Below are 15,707 nucleotides of genomic sequence, written 5' to 3'. Positions count from 1 at the left end.
GGTCGGGAAGGTGCCCGTCGTCGATCGGGCCGGACCGCGGATCAGTCGCGCAGCGGGCGCCCCTGGGCGTCCGGCACCTTGCCGGTCAGGATCATGATGCCGTCGATCAGCGGCCAGATGGCGCCGAGGCCACAGGTCAGCCAGGTGACGGCGATCTGGGCGATGGCGATGCCGGTGTGGCCGAGGTAGAAGCGGCCGACGCCGAAGCTGCCGAGGAAGATCTGCAGCAGACCCGCGGTCAGCTTCTGCTTGTCCGAGAACGGCACGCCGAACGGGTCGCGACCGTAGGGCGCTTCCGGGTCGTTCGGGTTGTAGCCCTGCGGCATGGCGGGCGGGTAGCCACCCGGCTGCCCGTAACCGGCGGGCGGCTGGCCGTAACCCGCGGGCGGCTGGCCGTAGGGCTGCTGCTGCTGGGCGTACGGGTCACTCTGCTGACCGTACGGCTGCTGGCCCTGACCCTTGTTCAGGTCCGGACCCGTTCCGGCCGGGCCGTACTGCGGGGCACCGTAGCCCGGGTTGTTCTGGTAGGGGTCGGTCACTCATGTCCTCCTCATTCGTGCGGGCACCTCCTATTGGCCCCCGTTCACGCGATCGGTTCGGGGCACCCCGCGACGATCACGCGTCATTCTTGCCGGTCTCGACCCGTTTTGTCGCCCCGGCCATCCACTGGCCGCGCGGCCGATGACCGCCGGAGGGCGGGTCTCGACTCGTTATCGCGGTCGGTGGTGGTTTCGTTGCCGCATTGCCGCGGCGAGCTTCTCGGCGTGCGCCGTCTTCCTAGCCGGCGCTGCCCGCGCTCGGCTTCCCGGATTTCCCGGCGGACGCCGCCTCGTCGGCCTTCGGGTTATCGGCGGGCTCTGCGGCCTGCGCGGATTCCTCGGCAGCTGCGGGCTTTTCGGCTGCCCCGGATGCCGGGGATTCGCCGTCCTCGGCGACAGCGGTCGTGTCGGCAGCGGTCGGTTCGCCTGCGGCCGTCTCGGCTTGCCGCTCCGCGGTGCCCGGCTCGTCGGCGGCGGCCTTCTTCGAGCCGGTCTGCTCCACGCCTGCGCTCTCGGCATCGGCAGTCGCCGAATCGGTCTCCCCGGCAGCGGCCGCACCGGTCCCCCGCTCGGGATCGGCGTCCTCGGGACCGGAGTCTTTCGCATCGCCCTTTTCGGCGGCGCCCTTTGCGGCGGCGCCCTTTGCGGCGGCGCCCTTCGCCGGCTCGCTGTCGGCCTTCGCCGCGACGGACTCCCCGTCCGCGCCGTCGAACGTCACGGTCTCCGGTTCGGCGGGCGCGGGCGTGTTCGCCTCGGGCCCCGCCGCGCGCAGTGCCTTCCATTGCCACGGCCACGGACGGGTGGTGGCGCCGGGCTGCAGGCGGCTGGGGTGCTCCCTGCCCTTCGTCGCGAACACGACGTAGGCGAGCGCGGCGAGGAACACCAGCGCGGAGGTGAAGTTGTTGATGCGGATGCCGAAGATCTCGGTGGCCTCGTCGTCGCGCATCAACTCCACGAAGAAACGGCCGAAGCTGTAGCCGGCGACGTAGAGCGCGAACAGACGACCGTGGCCGATGCGATAGCGCTTGTCGATCTGCACCAGCAGCACCACCACGAGCACGTTCCACAGCAGTTCGTAGAGGAAGGTGGGATGCACGATCTTCTCCACGACGCCGTTGGAGACGCCGGCCATCGCGTCCGGATCGCCGTTCGCGTCGAAGCGCGGGTAGATCTCCAGGCCCCACGGCACGGTGGTCTCGCGGCCGTAGAGTTCCTGGTTGAACCAGTTGCCGAGGCGTCCGATGGCCTGGGCCAGCAGTACCGGCGGCGCGATGGCATCGCCGAAGGCGGGCAACGGGATCCGGTAGATGCGGCAGGCCAGCCAGGCGCCGATGCCGCCGAGGAAGACCGCGCCCCAGATGCCGAGGCCGCCCTGCCAGATGTAGAGGGCCTCGATCGGGCGCGCGCCCTGGCCGAAGTACTTCTCCCAGTCCGTCGCGACGTGATAGAGCCTGCCGCCGATCAGGCCGAACGGCACCGCGAACATCGCGACGTCGAGCACCGTGCCCTCGCGGCCGCCGCGTGCCTGCCAGCGCCGCTCGCCCCACCAGATGGCGACGATGATGCCCAGGATGATGCACAGGGCGTAGGCCCGCAACGGAAACGGCCCGAGGTTCCACACACCCTGCGCGGGGCTGGGGATGTAGGCCAGCACATCGCTTCGTAAGGTCACGGGGCCACCGTAGTCGAGACCCTGTGCCGCGGGCGATCCGGCCGGTGACCGGACGCGCGCGACTAGGAGGCGACGGTCGCCGAACGCACGCCCTCGGCGAGCTCGGAGGTGAGTGCGCGCACCGCGTCCAAGCCTTCGCCTGCCGCGCTGACCAGCGCCGAACCGACGATCACGCCGTCGGCGTAGGCGGCGATCTCGGCGGCCTGCGCGCCGCTGCGCACGCCGAGACCGACGCCGATCGGGATGTCGGAATGCGACCGGATGCGCGAGCACAGCGCGGGCGCGGCCGAGGACACCGCGTCACGTGCGCCGGTGACGCCCATGGTGGAGGCCGCGTAGACGAAGCCGCGGCTGGCTTCCAGGGTCTTCACCAGGCGCTCCTCGGTCGAGGAGGGCGCGACCAGGAAGATGCGGTCGAGATTGTGGGTGGCCGAAGCGATGAACCACTCGTCGGCTTCCTCGGGGATCAGGTTCGGCGTGATCAAGCCCGCGCCGCCCGCGGCTTCCAGATCACGGGCGAAGCGATCGACACCGTAGGCGAGCACCGGATTCCAGTAGGTCATCACCACTGCCTGACCGCCCGCGTCGGCGACGGCCTGGACGACCTTGAACACGTCGCGCACGCGTACGCCGCCACGCAGGGCCTGCTCGGCCGCGGCCTGGATGGTGGGTCCGTCCATCACCGGATCGGAGTAGGCCACGCCCACTTCGATGATGTCGCAACCGGATTCGACCATCGCGCGCACCGTGGCGATCGACTGGTCGAGGTCCGGGTAGCCCGCCGGGAGGTAGCCGATCAGCGCGGCGCGGTGTTCGGCGCGCGCGGCGGCGAAGGTGGCGGCGAGACGGGACTGCTGACTCACTGGTCGGACTCCTTGCCGGTGGTGTTCTCCGCGCCGGGAGCGGGCGCGGCGTCGTCGAACAGACCGAACCAGCGGGCTGCGGTGTCCATGTCCTTGTCGCCGCGACCGGACAGATTGACCAGGATGATCGCGCCCTCGCCGAGCTCCTTGCCCAGCTTCAGCGCGCCCGCCACGGCATGCGCGGACTCGATGGCCGGGATGATGCCCTCGCTGCGGCTGAGCAGCAGCAGCGCGTCCATCGCCTCGGTGTCGGTGATCGGCAGGTACTCGGCCCGGCCGATGTCCTTGAGCAGCGCGTGCTCGGGCCCCACCCCGGGGTAGTCCAATCCCGCGGAGATGGAATGGGATTCGATGGTCTGGCCGTCCTCGTCCTGCAACAGGTACGAGTAGGCGCCCTGGAAGGCACCGGGGGTGCCCCCGGTGAAGGTGGCGGCGTGGCGGCCGGTCTCGACGCCGTCGCCCGCGGCCTCGTAGCCGATCAGGCGCACGCCCGGATCGTCGAGGAAGGCGTGGAAGATGCCGATGGCGTTGGATCCGCCGCCCACACAGGCCGCGACCGCGTCGGGCAGCCTGCCGGTGAGCTCGCGGATCTGCTCGCGCGCCTCCAGGCCGATGATGCGCTGGAAGTCGCGCACCATCATCGGGAACGGGTGCGGGCCCGCGGCGGTGCCGAAGCAGTAGTAGGTGTCCTCGGCGTTGGTGACCCAGTCGCGCAGCGCCTCGTTGATCGCGTCCTTGAGGGTCTGCGAACCGGTGGTCACCGAGACCACCTCGGAGCCGAGCAGGCGCATGCGCGCCACGTTCAGGGCCTGGCGGGCGGTGTCGACCGCGCCCATGTAGATCACGCACTCGAGGCCGAGCAGCGCACAGGCGGTGGCGGTGGCCACGCCGTGCTGGCCCGCGCCGGTCTCGGCGATGACGCGCTTCTTGCCCATCCGCTTGGCCAGCAACACCTGGCCGAGCACATTGTTGATCTTGTGCGAGCCGGTGTGATTCAGGTCCTCGCGCTTGAGCACGATGCGCGCGCCGCCCGCGTGCTCGGCCAGCCGGGTGCATTCGAACACCGGGGAGGGCCGGCCGGTGTAGTCGCGCTGCAGCCGGTCGAGTTCGTCGAGGAAGGTGTGGTCGGTGCGGCACTTCTCGTAATCGGCCGTGACCTCCTCGATCACCGCCATCAGCGCCTCGGGGACGTGCCTGCCGCCGTAGACGCCGAAATGACCGCCGTGATCGGGCTCGTGCGCGCTCGGGTGGGCGACCCCGGCGCTGGCCTTGGGCAGATCGATCGATGTCATCAGCGACCCCTTCGCGCGGGCTTCGGGCAGGACGGGTGAGTGCCCGCGGTCACCAGCTCCGACACCGCGCCACGCGGGTCGCCACTGGTCACCAGGCCTTCACCCACGAGCACGGCGTCGGCGCCCGCGCCCGCGTAGGCGAGCAGATCGGCGGTGCCGCGGATGCCCGACTCGGCCACCCGGATCACCTCGGTGGGCAGGCCGGGGGCGATCCGCGCGAACACATCGCGATCGACCTCGAGGGTCTTGAGATTGCGGGCGTTGACACCGATGACCGAGGCGCCGGCCTCCAGTGCGCGGTCGGCCTCTTCCTCGGTGTGCACCTCGACCAGGGCGGTCATGCCGAGCGATTCGGTGCGGTCGATGAGCGAGGCGAGCACGTCCTGTTCCAGGGCGGCCACGATCAGCAGGATCACATCGGCGCCGTGCGCGCGTGCCTCGTGGATCTGGTACGGGCCGACGACGAAGTCCTTGCGCAGGATCGGGATGCTCACCGCGGCGCGCACGGCGTCGAGGTCGTCGAGCGAGCCGCCGAAGCGCCTGCCCTCGGTGAGCACGCTGATCACGCGGGCCCCGCCGTCCTCGTAGGCCTTGGCGAGGTACGCCGGATCCGGGATGTCGGCCAGCGCGCCCTTCGACGGACTGGCCCGCTTGACCTCGGCGATCACGCCGATGCCGTCTTCCAGCAGAGCGGCCCGAGCATCGAGGGGCGCGGGGGCCTTCGCCGCGGCTGCCTTGATGGACGGGAAGTCCAGGAAAGCCTCGCGGGCGGCCACGTCCGCGCGAACCCCATCGAGAATCGAGTCGAGTACCGTCATCTGGCTCGAATCCTTTCCTGGGAGACGCCACTTGCTGCCTGAGAATCCCCCAAGGCGCTGTCTCACCGATATCGACAAAGAATAAATGGGTGGTTGTCCCGGCTCGGCGGCGGGGTGGCGGGGATCTGCGCGAGCCGATCTGATAGACGATGCCACCCGAGCAGGGCGGCACGGGTGGTCTCACGTCACGTCGGCGAGCCCGGCGGACCGTCACCCGTCCGCGGGTTGTCCTCGGTGGGGTCCTCCCCCGCGTCGAGCGCGTCCCACAGCACCCGTTCGGAGAGCGCCGAGCCCTCCTGCGCGCGCCGCTCGGCGACCGCCTCCGCGGCTGCCGCCTTGCGCGTGCCCGGCGCGTCGTAGCGGCCGGTCAGCCCCTGCGTCTCGCGCGGCATCCTGGCCAGCAGCAGGCCGGCGCCGAACGCGCACAGGGCGGCGACGACGGTCACCACCGCGGGCAGGACGGAGGTCTGCACGTCGGTCACGGTGGCCCGGCCCGGCAGCTCGGCCAGCGCGCCCGCGCGCTCGGCGGTCGCGCCGGAACCGGTGAGCAGCGCGAAGGCGGGCACGGCGGTCACCGCGCCGATCAGCGCAACCAGGACGCCGACCAGTCTGCGCAGCCAGCCCTTGGTCGCCAGCACCGCCGCGATGGCGGCCAGCAGCACCAGGGCCAGCGGGGTGAGCGCGCCGAACCAGACCGCGCCCTTCAATTCGTCGACACGGGGTTCGGTCAGGCCGTCTGCCGAGGAGACGGTCACCCAGGTGAGCCGGGACACGCCCCACATGAGCGCGGCGGCCACCGCCAGCAGGATCACGGGCACGATCGGGCGGGCCCGGCGCGGCGCGACGGGGACCACGGCCGCTTGGTCACCGGCCGCGTCGTATCGGTCCGGGTCGGCGGCGGGGTCCAGGTGAGCCGCGGCGGCGGGGGCACCGCGATCCGAGTCCGGCCGGGCCGGACCGGCGGCCGCGTCGGGGTGCTCCGACGCGGCAGGCGTGCCCTCCGCCTCGCCGGTCGGGTCCGAGTCGGGGGAGGTCATCGGGGCCCACCGTTGTCGGCCGAGAAGGGACGCACGGTCCCGGCGGCGGCGACGGCTTTGAGCACGGCCATCGCCTTGTTGCGGGACTCGACGTCCTCGTAGTCGGGGTCGGAGTCGGCGACCACGCCCGCGCCCGCCTGGACGTAGGCGATGCCGTCCTTGAGCAGGGCGGTGCGGATGGCGATCGCGGTGTCGGCGTCACCGGCGAAATCCAGGTAACCGACGACGCCGCCGTACACCCCGCGCCGGGTCGGCTCGATCTCCTCGATCAGCTCCATCGCGCGAACCTTCGGCGCGCCGGACAGCGTGCCTGCCGGGAAGCAGGCCCGTACCGCGTCGAGGGCGACCTTGCCCGGCGCGAGATGACCGGACACGGTGGAGACCAGGTGCATGACGTGGCTGTAGCGCTCGATGTGGCGGTACTGGGTGACCTTCACCGTGCCCGGCGTGCACACCCGGCCCAGATCGTTGCGGCCGAGATCGACGAGCATCAGGTGCTCGGCGTTCTCCTTCTCGTCGGCCAGCAGGTCCTTCTCCAGCAGCAGGTCGTCCTCCTCGCTGGCCCCGCGCCAGCGGGTGCCCGCGATCGGGTGCGTGGTGGCGACGCCGTCGACGACGGTCACCAGTGATTCCGGGCTGGAACCGACGATGGAGAAGGCGGTGTCGCCGTCCGCGTCGGGGATATGCATCAGATACATGTACGGGCTCGGATTCGAGGCACGCAGCATCCGGTACAGATCGATGGGAGCGCCGTCGTAGTCCATCTCGAAGCGCTGCGAGAGCACCACCTGGAAAGCCTCGCCCGCCTCGATCTCCTTCACCAGCCTGCGCACGCCCGCGCCGAACTGCTCGGAGGTGCGACCGCGCCGGAACTGCGGCTCGGGACGGTCGAAGACCGACACCGTGGAGGCGGCGGGCGCGGCCAGCGCCTCGGTCATCCGGTCCAGGCGTGCGAGCGCGTCGTCGTAGGCCTCGTCCACGTGCTCGGCCGTGCCGTTCCAGTTGACGGCGTTCGCGATCAGCGTGATGGCGCCTTCGTGGTGGTCGAAGGCGGCCAGGTCGGTGGCCAGCAGCAACACCATCTCGGGCAGGTTCAGGTCGTCGGTCGCCAGCGCGGGCAACCGCTCCATGCGCCGCACGGCGTCGTAGCCGAGATAGCCGACCATGCCGCCGGTCAGCGGCGGCAAGCCGGGCAGGCGCTCGGTGCGCAGCAGTTCGAGGGTCTCGCGCAGGGCGTCGAGCGGATCGCCACCCGATGGCGCGTCGGCGGGGATGTGGCCGAGCCAAGCGGCCTCGCCGTCCACCACGGTCAGCGCCGAGGGCGCTCCGGCGCCGATGAACGACCAGCGCGACCACGACTTGCCGTTGGCCGCGGATTCGAACAGGAAGGTGCCGGGGCGGTCACCGCCCAGCTTGCGGTAGGCCGAGAGCGGAGTCTCGGAGTCCGCCAATACCTTTCGGGTCACCGGCACGACCCGGTGTTCGGCGGCCAGCTGCCGGAACTGTGCACGGGTCGTGGTCGTGGGATCGGTCGCGACTGGCATGGGCCCATCATCCCAGGCCGCGTCCACGGCGAGCGCGGCGGGACTTCCCAGGCCCGAGATCGGCCGCCTGCCGGTACTGTCCAGGAATGCAGAAAGGTGCTCAGGCCCCACATTTCACACTTCCCGATCAAACCGGGACGGCGCGCTCCCTCGACGAGTTGCTCGCCGCGGGCCCCCTGGTGCTGTTCTTCTACCCCGCCGCCAACACTCCGGTGTGTACCGCCGAGGCCTGCCACTTCCGCGACCTGAGTGCCGAGTTCGCCGCGCTGGGCGTCTCCTGTGCGGGGATCAGCACCGACGCGGTCGGCACCCAGGCGGGGTTCGCCGATTCTCAGCGTCTGGACTATCCGCTGCTGTCGGACGCCGACGGGACGGTGGCCGCGCAGTTCGGGGTCAAGCGCGGTCTGCTGGGCAAGATCGCTCCGGTCAAGCGGCACACCTTCGTCATCGACACCGATCGCACGGTGCTCACTGTGATCACCGGTGAACTACGGGCGAACGTCCACGCCGACGACGCACTGACGTTCCTGCGCAAGCGCGCGAAGTAGCCCCGCGCCAGGCTGCCGGCCGGACGGACGGGCATACGGCACCCGATGTCGCTACCGGCTGGAAATGATCCGGATGTGAATGATTTCACCGCTCCCGCCTGCGCTATGACTAGCGAGCGAAGCCGTGGCAAACTCGGAGTCAGTGGTGGCGGTCTCCTTCCAACGCCGCCTGATTTCGGAAGGGGGCGCAGATGGCGCAGTGGCTGGAGCCGGTCGAACAGAAGGCGTGGAACGCCATAGTCGCCCTCCTGAACCGGCTCCCGAGCACACTGGACACCAAGTTGCAGCGGGATTCGGGCATCACGCATTTCGAGTTCGTGGTGATGACCGTGTTGTCGCACGAGCCGGGGCACCGCTTGCAGATGAGCGAACTCGCGCACAAGGTGAACTCCTCGTTGTCACGCCTGTCTCATGTCGTGTCCAAGCTCGAACGGCTCGGCCTGGCGAAGCGGTCGGTGACCGAGGGCAAGCGCGGCGTCCAAGCCGTACTCACCGACGAGGGATATCTGACCACCGTCGGGGCCACCCCCGGCTACATCGCCACGGTGAGCCAACTGGTCTTCCGCGGCCTCGACGACGAGCAGAAGACCGCACTGGCCGATATCGCCGTGACGGTGCGCAGGCAGCTCGATGCCGAACTCGGGCGCGCCAAAGAGGATTCCGAGCAGTTCTTCCGCATCTGATCCGCGCGGCATCCGCCCGGCGCCGCGCGCCGACGGCAGCGCCGGACCTAGGCGGGCGCGCCGAGCAGCACGTCGGTATCGAAGCAGGTGTGCGAGCCGGTGTGACAGGCGGCGCCTTCCTGATCGACCACGAGCAGGATGGTGTCACCGTCGCAATCCAGCCGCACTTCGTGCACGTACTGGGTGTGCCCGGACGTCTCGCCCTTGACCCAGTACTGCTGCCGCGAACGCGAATAGTAAGTCGCGCGGCGGGTTTCGAGTGTGCGGGCCAGCGCCTCGTCGTCCATCCACGCCATCATCAGCACATCGCCGGTCGCGCGTTCCTGTGCGACGGCGGCGACCAGCCCGGCCTCGTTGCGCTTGAGCCGGGCTGCGATAGCGGGGTCCAGAGTCATGGTTCCGTTATATCCTCCGGCGCCGGGCGCCGCGGCGACGGGGTTCAGCGCACCACCAGGTCGGCAGCGCGCAACGAGTCCTTGACCTGACCGATGGTGAGGTCACCGAAGTGGAACACGCTGGCCGCCAGCACCGCGTCGGCGCCGGCCCGGACGGCGGGGGCGAAATGCTCCACCGCTCCCGCGCCGCCGCTGGCGATCACCGGAATGGACACCGCGGCCCGCACCGCGCGGATCATCGCCAGGTCGAAACCGGCCTTGGTGCCGTCGGCATCCATCGAGTTGAGCAGGATCTCGCCGACGCCGAGTTCGGCGCCCCGCTCGGCCCACTCGACGGCGTCGATGCCGGTACCGCGCTTGCCGCCGTGTGTCGTGACCTCCCAGCCCGACGGGGTCGGCGGCTCGCCCTCGGGCACCGTCCGCGCGTCCACCGAGAGCACGATGCACTGCGAGCCGAACCGCTCCGACATCTCGCGCAGCACCTCGGGCCGGGCGATGGCGGCGGTGTTCACCGACACCTTGTCCGCGCCCGCGCGCAGCAGCCGGTCCACGTCCTCGACGGTGCGCACGCCGCCGCCGACGGTGAGCGGGATGAAGATCTGCTCGGCGGTGCGGGTGACCACGTCGATCATGGTGCCGCGATCGCCGGTGGAGGCGGTGACATCGAGGAAGGTCAGCTCGTCGGCGCCCTGGGCGTCGTAGCTCGCGGCCAGTTCGACCGGGTCGCCCGCGTCGCGCAGGTTCTGGAAGTTGACGCCCTTGACCACCCGGCCCGCGTCCACGTCCAGGCACGGGATCACGCGTACCGCCAGTGTCATCGCTCGATTCCTTCCTCGGCGGCCGCAGGTTCGGCGACCGCGCAGATCATCTCCAGCAGTTCGGCGTGCACCCCGGGCGCGGCGGCCAGCACCGAGCCCGAGGTGATCGTCCACGGCTGTCCCGCCAGATCGGTGACCACGCCGCCCGCCGCCCGCACCAGGGCGACTCCGGCCGCGTTGTCCCACGGATGGTGGCCGAACACGATGGCGCCGCCGAGCACGCCGGAGGCGGTGAAGGCCAGATCGATACCGGTCGAGCCGTGCATGCGCACCCGGGAGGACAAGGTGCTCAGGGAGCCGAGCAGGTCGAACCGGAAGCGGCCAGGGATGCGGCCGTTCGAGTCCAGATTGAACGTGCCGAAACCGATCATGGATTCGGCCAGTTTGCCGGTCGGCAGCGGCGGCATCGGATCGCCGTCGATCAGCAGCGGTCCGCCCTGCACGGCGGCGTAGCGCCTGCCCATCAACGGCAGCCAGGTCAGCCCGACCACCGGCTCACCGTCGTGGACGAGAGCCAGCAGGATGGCCGAGAGCGGATGCCCGGAGGAGTAGTTGAAGGTGCCGTCGATCGGGTCGAGCACCCACGCCGTTCCCGAAGTGAGCTGCGGGCCGCCGAATTCCTCACCGTGCACGGCGATTCCGGTGCGCTCGCGCAGGGCCGCGGACACCGTGCGTTCCAGTTCGAGGTCGAATTCGGTGGCGAAGTCGTTGCTGCCTTTGGCGACCGCGCTCGGCGCGCCGATGCCGTGGACGAAGCGCTCGGCCGCGCCGTCGAGGATGTCACTCGCGATGTCGAGCAGGCCGGGCAGATCGGGTAGGTCGGCGTTCGGGTCGGCAGCCATCGTCTCGGGTCAGCGCACCGCGGCCAGGGCTTCGGGCAGGGTGAACCGGCCCGCGTACAGCGCCTTGCCGACGATCGAGCCCTCCACCCCGTCGGGCACCAGGCCCGCGATCGCGACCAGGTCGTCGATGGTGGACACGCCGCCCGAGGCGATCACCGGCGCGTCGGTGGCCGCGCAGACCTCGCGCAGCAGGTCCAGATTCGGTCCGGTCAGGGTGCCGTCCTTGGTGACATCGGTGACCACGTAGCGCGAGCAGCCGTCGCCCTCCAGGCGCTCGAGCACCTCCCACAGGTCGCCGCCGTCACTGACCCAGCCGCGCCCGCGCAGCCGGTAGTCGCCGTCGATGATGCGCACGTCCAGGCCGACGGCGATGCGCTCGCCGTGCTTGGCGATGGCCGCCGAACACCACTGCGGGTCCTCGAGGGCGGCGGTGCCGAGGTTCACCCGGGCGCAGCCGGTGGCCAGCGCGGCCTCGAGCGAGGCGTCGTCGCGGATACCGCCGGACAGTTCGACTTTCACATCGAGCTCGCCGACGACCTGGGCGAGCAGTTCACGATTGGACCCGCGGCCGAACGCCGCGTCCAGATCGACCAGGTGCACCCATTCGGCGCCGGCCTCCTGCCACGCCAGCGCCGCCTCGCGCGGCGAGCCGTAGCTGGTTTCGCTACCGGCCTCCCCCTGAACGAGGCGCACGGCCTCTCCATTGGCGACATCGACGGCGGGAAGCAGCACAAGACTCACTTTGGGCAGCTTAGTAGCTGCCCGGCCGTGGTCTGTGCCCGGGCCGGGCATGGCGCCCGATCTACAGCGCGCCCACCCAGTTGCGCAGCAGTTGTGCTCCCGCGTCGCCGGATTTCTCCGGGTGGAACTGGGTGGCCGAGAGCGGGCCGTTCTCGACGGCGGCCAGGAACCGGGTACCGTGCTCGGCCCAGGTGAGCTTCGGGGCGGCGATGTGGTCGTTCGGCGGCAGCTCCCACTTCTGTGCGGCGTAGGAGTGCACGAAGTAGAAGCGGGTGTCGGCGTCCAGGCCCGCGAACAGCACGCTGTCCTCGGGCGCGTCGACGGTGTTCCAGCCCATGTGCGGCAGCACGGGCGCGTCGAGGCGTTCCACCACGCCGGGCCATTCGGCGCAGCCGTCGGTCTGGACGCCGAACTCGACGCCGCGCTCGAACAGGATCTGCATGCCGACGCAGATGCCGAGCACCGGGCGTCCGCCGGCCAGGCGCTGGCCGATGATCTTCTCCCCGCGCACCGCGAGCAGCCCGTCCATGCAGGCGGCGAACGCGCCGACGCCGGGCACCACCAGACCGTCGGCGGCCAGGGCGACCTGCGGGTCGGCGGTCACCTCGACCTGCGCGCCCGCCCGCACCAGGGCCCGCTCGGCCGAGTGCAGGTTGCCGGAGCCGTAGTCCAGCAGGGCGACGGATTTCGTTGTCACAGTGATCCCTTCGTCGACGGCACACCGGTGACCCGCGGGTCCGGTTCCACGGCGGCGCGCAGCGCGCGGGCCACCGCCTTGAACTCGGCCTCGGTGATGTGGTGCTGGTCGCGTCCGTAGAGCACCCGCACGTGCAGGGCGATGCGGGCATTGAGGGCGATCGACTCGAAGACGTGCCGGTTGAGCACCGTCGAGTACGGCGCGCCCGGATCGCCGCTGCCGCGCACCGGGGAACCGGGGATCACCGCGTGAAGCAGGTGGTCCGGCTCGCCGACGTGCACGCAGTAGGGGCGCCCGGAGACGTCGACCGAGGCGTGCGCGAGCGTCTCGTCCATCGGGATGAACGCGTCGCCGAAGCGGCGAATTCCCTTCTTGTCGCCCAACGCCTGCCCGAGCGCCTGTCCGAACACGATGGCGGTGTCCTCGACGGTGTGGTGCGCCTCGATCTGGATGTCGCCCTCGGCCCGCACCGTCAGGTCGAAGCTGGCGTGCGCGCCCAGCGCGGTGAGCATGTGGTCGTAGAACGGCACGCCGGTGCTGATGTCGGTGCGGCCGGTGCCGTCGAGGTCGAGCTCGACGACGATGCTGGATTCCTTGGTGACGCGTTCGACGCGCGCGGTGCGGTGGTCCTCGATCATTTCGTGCCTCGTTCGTCGTTGGAAACCGCCGCGCCGGAAAGTGCTGGGCCGCCCGCGATCTCGTCGGCGGCCAGCAGTTCGCTCACCCGCAGGAACTCGTCGTTCTCGGCGGCCAGGCCGACGGTGGCGCGCAGCTGCCCGGGGATGCCGACATCGCGGATGAGCACGCCGTGCTCGAGATAGCGCTGCCAGGCGCGCGGGGCGTCGGTGAAGGGGCCGAACAGCAGGAAGTTCGCGTCGCTGGGCACCACGTGGTAACCCATCTCGGTCAGCGCCGCGGCGACCCGGTCGCGCTGGGCCGCCAATTCGGCGACGCTGCCGAGGGTTTCGTCGGCATGGCGCAGCGCGGCCCGGGCGGCGGCCTGGGTGACCACCGACAGGTGATAGGGCAGCCGCACCAGCAGCAGCGCGTCGATCACCGCCGGAGCGGCGACCAGATAGCCGAGCCGCCCGCCGGCGAAGGCGAACGCCTTGCTCATGGTCCGGCTGACCACCAGCTTCGCCGGGAACCGGTCGATCAGCCCGATGGCGCTGGGCTGCGCGGAGAACTCGGCGTAGGCCTCGTCCACCACGACGATGCCCGGCGCGGCTTCCAGGATGCGCGCCAGATCCTCGAACGGGATGCTGTGCCCGGTCGGATTGTTCGGGCTCGTCACGAACACCACGTCGGGACGGCGCTCGGCGATGGTCGCCACCGCGTAGTCGACATCCAGGGAGAAGTCGGCGTTGCGCTTGGCCTCCACCCATTCGGTGTCGATGCCCTCGGAGATGATCGGGTGCATCGAGTACGAGGGCACGAAGCCCAGCGCGCTGCGACCGGGCCCGCCGAAGGCCTGCAGCAACTGCTGCAGGATCTCGTTGGAGCCGTTCGCCGCCCACACGTTCGCGGTGGCCACGGCGACGCCGGTCTGGCGGGTCAGGTACTCGGCGAGGTCGGTGCGCAGCGCGACGGCATCGCGGTCCGGGTAGCGGTGCAGGTCCGCGGCGGCCGCGCGCACAGCCTCGGCGACATCGTCGACGAGCGCCTTGCTCGGCGGGTGCGGATTCTCGTTGGTGTTGAGCTGCACCGGCACGGTCAATTGCGGTGCGCCGTAAGGCGATTTGCCGCGCAGATTCTCCCGCAGCGGCAGATCGGCCAGGGTCGCGGCCGCGCCGGGCACGGCGGGAGCGTTCACGTCGTCGACCCGGCTCATGCCAGCGCCTCGAATCGCACCGTCACGGCCTGGCCGTGCGCGGGCAGATCCTCGGCGGTCGACAGCGCCACCACGTGGCCTGCCACGTCCTTCAACGCCGCCTCGGTGTATTCGACGACGTGGATGCCGCGCAGGAAGGTCTGCACGCTCAGCCCAGAGGAGTGCCGGGCGCAGCCCGCGGTGGGCAGCACGTGATTGGAGCCCGCGCAGTAGTCGCCCAGGCTGACCGGCGCGTACGGGCCGACGAACACCGCGCCCGCGTTGCGCACCCGCGCGGCCACGGCCGGGGCGTCGGCGGTCTGGATCTCCAGGTGCTCGGCGGCGTAGGCGTCGACCACCCGCAGACCCTGGTCGATGTCGTCGACCAGCACGGTGCCCGACTGCGCGCCGGTCAGCGCGCTGCGCACCCGTTCGGCGTGCTTGACCACGGGCATCTGCGCGGACAGCGCGGCATCCACCGCGTCGGCCAGCGCCTGGCTGTCGGTGACCAGCACGCTCGCGGCGAGCACGTCGTGCTCGGCCTGGCTGATGAGGTCGGCGGCCACGTGCGCCGGATCGGCGGTGGCGTCGGCCAGGATCGCGATCTCGGTGGGGCCGGCTTCGGCGTCGATCCCGACCAGGCCGCGGCACAGCCGCTTGGCGGCCGTCACATAGATATTGCCGGGGCCGGTGATCAGGTCGACCGGGGCGAGTTCGCCGCCGTCGGTGTCGGTGCCGCCGTAGGACAGCAGTGCCACGGCCTGCGCACCGCCGACCGCCCACACCTCGTCGACGCCGAGCAGCTGCGCGGCGGCCAGGATGGTCGGGTGCGGCAGCCCGCCGAAGTTCGCCTGTGGCGGGGAGGCCACCACCAGCGAGCCGACGCCGGCGGCCTGGGCGGGCACCACGTTCATGACCACGCTCGAGGGGTAGACGGCGTTGCCGCCGGGCACATACAGCCCGACCCGCTCCACCGGCACCCACCGTTCGGTGACCGTGCCGCCGGGCACCACCTCGGTGGTGGTGTCGGTGCGCCGCTGGTCGGCATGCACCTTGCGGGCGCGGGAGATGGACTCCTCGAGCGCCGCGCGGACCGCGGGATCGAGTTCGTCGAGCGCGCGCCGCAGCTGCTCGGCGGGCACCCGCACGGTCTCCGGGACGACTCCGTCGAACTTCTCGCCGTACTCCAGCGCCGCCGCCGCGCCGCGATCGCGGACGGCCTCGACCACCGGCCGGACATGATGGAGCACCGAGTCCACGTCGACCCCTCCACGCGGCAGCGCGGCGCGCAGCTCGGCAGTGGAAGGAGTGCGACCGCGCAGATCGACGCGGGCGAGCTCGATGCGGGATGTCATGTCGGTGTCGATTCCTTCGTCTGGCGGACGTGCGGCAACAGGAAAGTTGCCGC

Annotated in this window: 17 protein-coding genes; 2 read left to right on the top strand and 15 right to left on the bottom strand. The window is 70.9% G+C overall.

All coding sequences use genetic code 11. From position 1 onward, the window contains the following. Window positions 1-41: 41 nt before the first annotated feature. The 7 genes from ON26_RS08890 to ON26_RS08860 all read right to left on the bottom strand — a co-directional run bounded on the left by ON26_RS08890 (window position 42) and on the right by ON26_RS08860 (window position 7,765). On the bottom strand, window positions 42-539 hold the full coding sequence (locus ON26_RS08890; protein ID WP_040795537.1) for a TM2 domain-containing protein: 498 nt from the start codon (window positions 537-539) through the stop codon (window positions 42-44). 238 nt (window positions 540-777) lie between these two features. After that, window positions 778-2,211, bottom strand: a complete 1,434-nt coding sequence (gene lgt / locus ON26_RS32185; protein ID WP_083883950.1) for a prolipoprotein diacylglyceryl transferase — start codon at window positions 2,209-2,211, stop codon at window positions 778-780. 62 nt (window positions 2,212-2,273) lie between these two features. Beyond that, window positions 2,274-3,074, bottom strand: a complete 801-nt coding sequence (gene trpA / locus ON26_RS08880) for a tryptophan synthase subunit alpha (RefSeq protein WP_040795536.1) — start codon at window positions 3,072-3,074, stop codon at window positions 2,274-2,276. Further along, window positions 3,071-4,366 (bottom strand): tryptophan synthase subunit beta, encoded by a 1,296-nt coding sequence (gene trpB / locus ON26_RS08875; RefSeq protein ID WP_040795535.1) that lies wholly within the window; start codon window positions 4,364-4,366, stop codon window positions 3,071-3,073. Before trpB ends, trpA begins: the two co-directional genes overlap by 4 nt. After that, entirely contained in the window at window positions 4,366-5,184 is an 819-nt protein-coding gene (trpC, locus tag ON26_RS08870; RefSeq protein ID WP_040795534.1) for an indole-3-glycerol phosphate synthase TrpC, read from the bottom strand. The genes trpB and trpC overlap by 1 nt, the downstream gene beginning before the upstream one ends. A gap of 185 nt (window positions 5,185-5,369) precedes the next feature. Then, on the bottom strand, window positions 5,370-6,221 hold the full coding sequence (locus ON26_RS08865) for a TIGR02234 family membrane protein (protein WP_083883949.1): 852 nt from the start codon (window positions 6,219-6,221) through the stop codon (window positions 5,370-5,372). Next, a complete protein-coding gene (locus tag ON26_RS08860; protein ID WP_040795620.1) occupies window positions 6,218-7,765 on the bottom strand; it encodes an anthranilate synthase component I in 1,548 nt (515 codons plus the stop codon). The genes ON26_RS08865 and ON26_RS08860 overlap by 4 nt, the downstream gene beginning before the upstream one ends. An 86-nt stretch (window positions 7,766-7,851) precedes the next feature. Here ON26_RS08860 and ON26_RS08855 point away from each other — a divergent pair, with 86 nt between their 5' ends. Together ON26_RS08855 and ON26_RS08850 are read left to right on the top strand one after the other, a co-directional pair. Further along, window positions 7,852-8,313: a peroxiredoxin gene (locus ON26_RS08855; RefSeq protein ID WP_040795533.1), complete on the top strand. Its 462-nt coding sequence runs from the start codon at window positions 7,852-7,854 to the stop codon at window positions 8,311-8,313. Window positions 8,314-8,504: 191 nt separating this feature from the next. Continuing rightward, entirely contained in the window at window positions 8,505-8,996 is a 492-nt protein-coding gene (locus ON26_RS08850) for a MarR family winged helix-turn-helix transcriptional regulator (RefSeq protein ID WP_040795532.1), read from the top strand. Window positions 8,997-9,043: 47 nt separating this feature from the next. Here ON26_RS08850 and hisI read toward each other — a convergent pair whose 3' ends face one another. The 8 genes from hisI to hisD all read right to left on the bottom strand — a co-directional run bounded on the left by hisI (window position 9,044) and on the right by hisD (window position 15,654). After that, window positions 9,044-9,391, bottom strand: coding sequence for a phosphoribosyl-AMP cyclohydrolase (gene hisI / locus ON26_RS08845; RefSeq protein WP_040795531.1), 348 nt, complete (start codon window positions 9,389-9,391; stop codon window positions 9,044-9,046). 44 nt (window positions 9,392-9,435) lie between these two features. Further along, entirely contained in the window at window positions 9,436-10,209 is a 774-nt protein-coding gene (hisF, locus tag ON26_RS08840; RefSeq protein WP_040795530.1) for an imidazole glycerol phosphate synthase subunit HisF, read from the bottom strand. Continuing rightward, window positions 10,206-11,051 carry an inositol monophosphatase family protein gene (locus tag ON26_RS08835; RefSeq protein ID WP_051026848.1) on the bottom strand — a complete coding sequence of 282 codons (846 nt, stop codon included), beginning with the start codon at window positions 11,049-11,051 and terminating at the stop codon, window positions 10,206-10,208. Before ON26_RS08835 ends, hisF begins: the two co-directional genes overlap by 4 nt. 9 nt (window positions 11,052-11,060) lie before the next feature. Next, window positions 11,061-11,792 carry a bifunctional 1-(5-phosphoribosyl)-5-((5-phosphoribosylamino)methylideneamino)imidazole-4-carboxamide isomerase/phosphoribosylanthranilate isomerase PriA gene (priA, locus tag ON26_RS08830; RefSeq protein ID WP_040795529.1) on the bottom strand — a complete coding sequence of 244 codons (732 nt, stop codon included), beginning with the start codon at window positions 11,790-11,792 and terminating at the stop codon, window positions 11,061-11,063. A gap of 61 nt (window positions 11,793-11,853) precedes the next feature. Beyond that, on the bottom strand, window positions 11,854-12,489 hold the full coding sequence (gene hisH, locus ON26_RS08825) for an imidazole glycerol phosphate synthase subunit HisH (RefSeq protein WP_040795528.1): 636 nt from the start codon (window positions 12,487-12,489) through the stop codon (window positions 11,854-11,856). Next, window positions 12,486-13,127, bottom strand: a complete 642-nt coding sequence (gene hisB / locus ON26_RS08820) for an imidazoleglycerol-phosphate dehydratase HisB (protein WP_040795527.1) — start codon at window positions 13,125-13,127, stop codon at window positions 12,486-12,488. The genes hisH and hisB overlap by 4 nt, the downstream gene beginning before the upstream one ends. Then, window positions 13,124-14,320 carry a histidinol-phosphate transaminase gene (locus ON26_RS08815; protein ID WP_085998974.1) on the bottom strand — a complete coding sequence of 399 codons (1,197 nt, stop codon included), beginning with the start codon at window positions 14,318-14,320 and terminating at the stop codon, window positions 13,124-13,126. Before ON26_RS08815 ends, hisB begins: the two co-directional genes overlap by 4 nt. Further along, window positions 14,317-15,654 carry a histidinol dehydrogenase gene (gene hisD, locus ON26_RS08810; protein ID WP_040795526.1) on the bottom strand — a complete coding sequence of 446 codons (1,338 nt, stop codon included), beginning with the start codon at window positions 15,652-15,654 and terminating at the stop codon, window positions 14,317-14,319. The genes ON26_RS08815 and hisD overlap by 4 nt, the downstream gene beginning before the upstream one ends. Window positions 15,655-15,707 lie beyond the last annotated feature (53 nt).

This window comes from Nocardia higoensis NBRC 100133, from assembly GCF_000308595.1.
GTDB classification, from domain to species: Bacteria; Actinomycetota; Actinomycetes; order Mycobacteriales; family Mycobacteriaceae; genus Nocardia; species Nocardia higoensis.
The sequence above is the reverse complement of the archived record's forward strand: the minus strand, read 5'-3'. Positions and strand labels throughout refer to the sequence as shown.

Excerpts from the sequence above, each read along its gene's own strand:
- trpB (WP_040795535.1), bottom strand. The coding sequence starts at position 4,366 with ATGACATCGATCGATCTGCCCAAGGCCAGCGCCGGGGTCGCCCACCCG.
- trpC (WP_040795534.1), bottom strand. The coding sequence starts at position 5,184 with ATGACGGTACTCGACTCGATTCTCGATGGGGTTCGCGCGGACGTGGCC.
- ON26_RS08865 (WP_083883949.1), bottom strand. The coding sequence starts at position 6,221 with ATGACCTCCCCCGACTCGGACCCGACCGGCGAGGCGGAGGGCACGCCT.
- ON26_RS08860 (WP_040795620.1), bottom strand. The coding sequence starts at position 7,765 with ATGCCAGTCGCGACCGATCCCACGACCACGACCCGTGCACAGTTCCGG.
- ON26_RS08855 (WP_040795533.1), top strand. The coding sequence starts at position 7,852 with ATGCAGAAAGGTGCTCAGGCCCCACATTTCACACTTCCCGATCAAACC.
- ON26_RS08850 (WP_040795532.1), top strand. The coding sequence starts at position 8,505 with ATGGCGCAGTGGCTGGAGCCGGTCGAACAGAAGGCGTGGAACGCCATA.
- hisI (WP_040795531.1), bottom strand. The coding sequence starts at position 9,391 with ATGACTCTGGACCCCGCTATCGCAGCCCGGCTCAAGCGCAACGAGGCC.
- hisF (WP_040795530.1), bottom strand. The coding sequence starts at position 10,209 with ATGACACTGGCGGTACGCGTGATCCCGTGCCTGGACGTGGACGCGGGC.
- ON26_RS08835 (WP_051026848.1), bottom strand. The coding sequence starts at position 11,051 with ATGGCTGCCGACCCGAACGCCGACCTACCCGATCTGCCCGGCCTGCTC.
- hisB (WP_040795527.1), bottom strand. The coding sequence starts at position 13,127 with ATGATCGAGGACCACCGCACCGCGCGCGTCGAACGCGTCACCAAGGAA.
- ON26_RS08815 (WP_085998974.1), bottom strand. The coding sequence starts at position 14,320 with ATGAGCCGGGTCGACGACGTGAACGCTCCCGCCGTGCCCGGCGCGGCC.
- hisD (WP_040795526.1), bottom strand. The coding sequence starts at position 15,654 with ATGACATCCCGCATCGAGCTCGCCCGCGTCGATCTGCGCGGTCGCACT.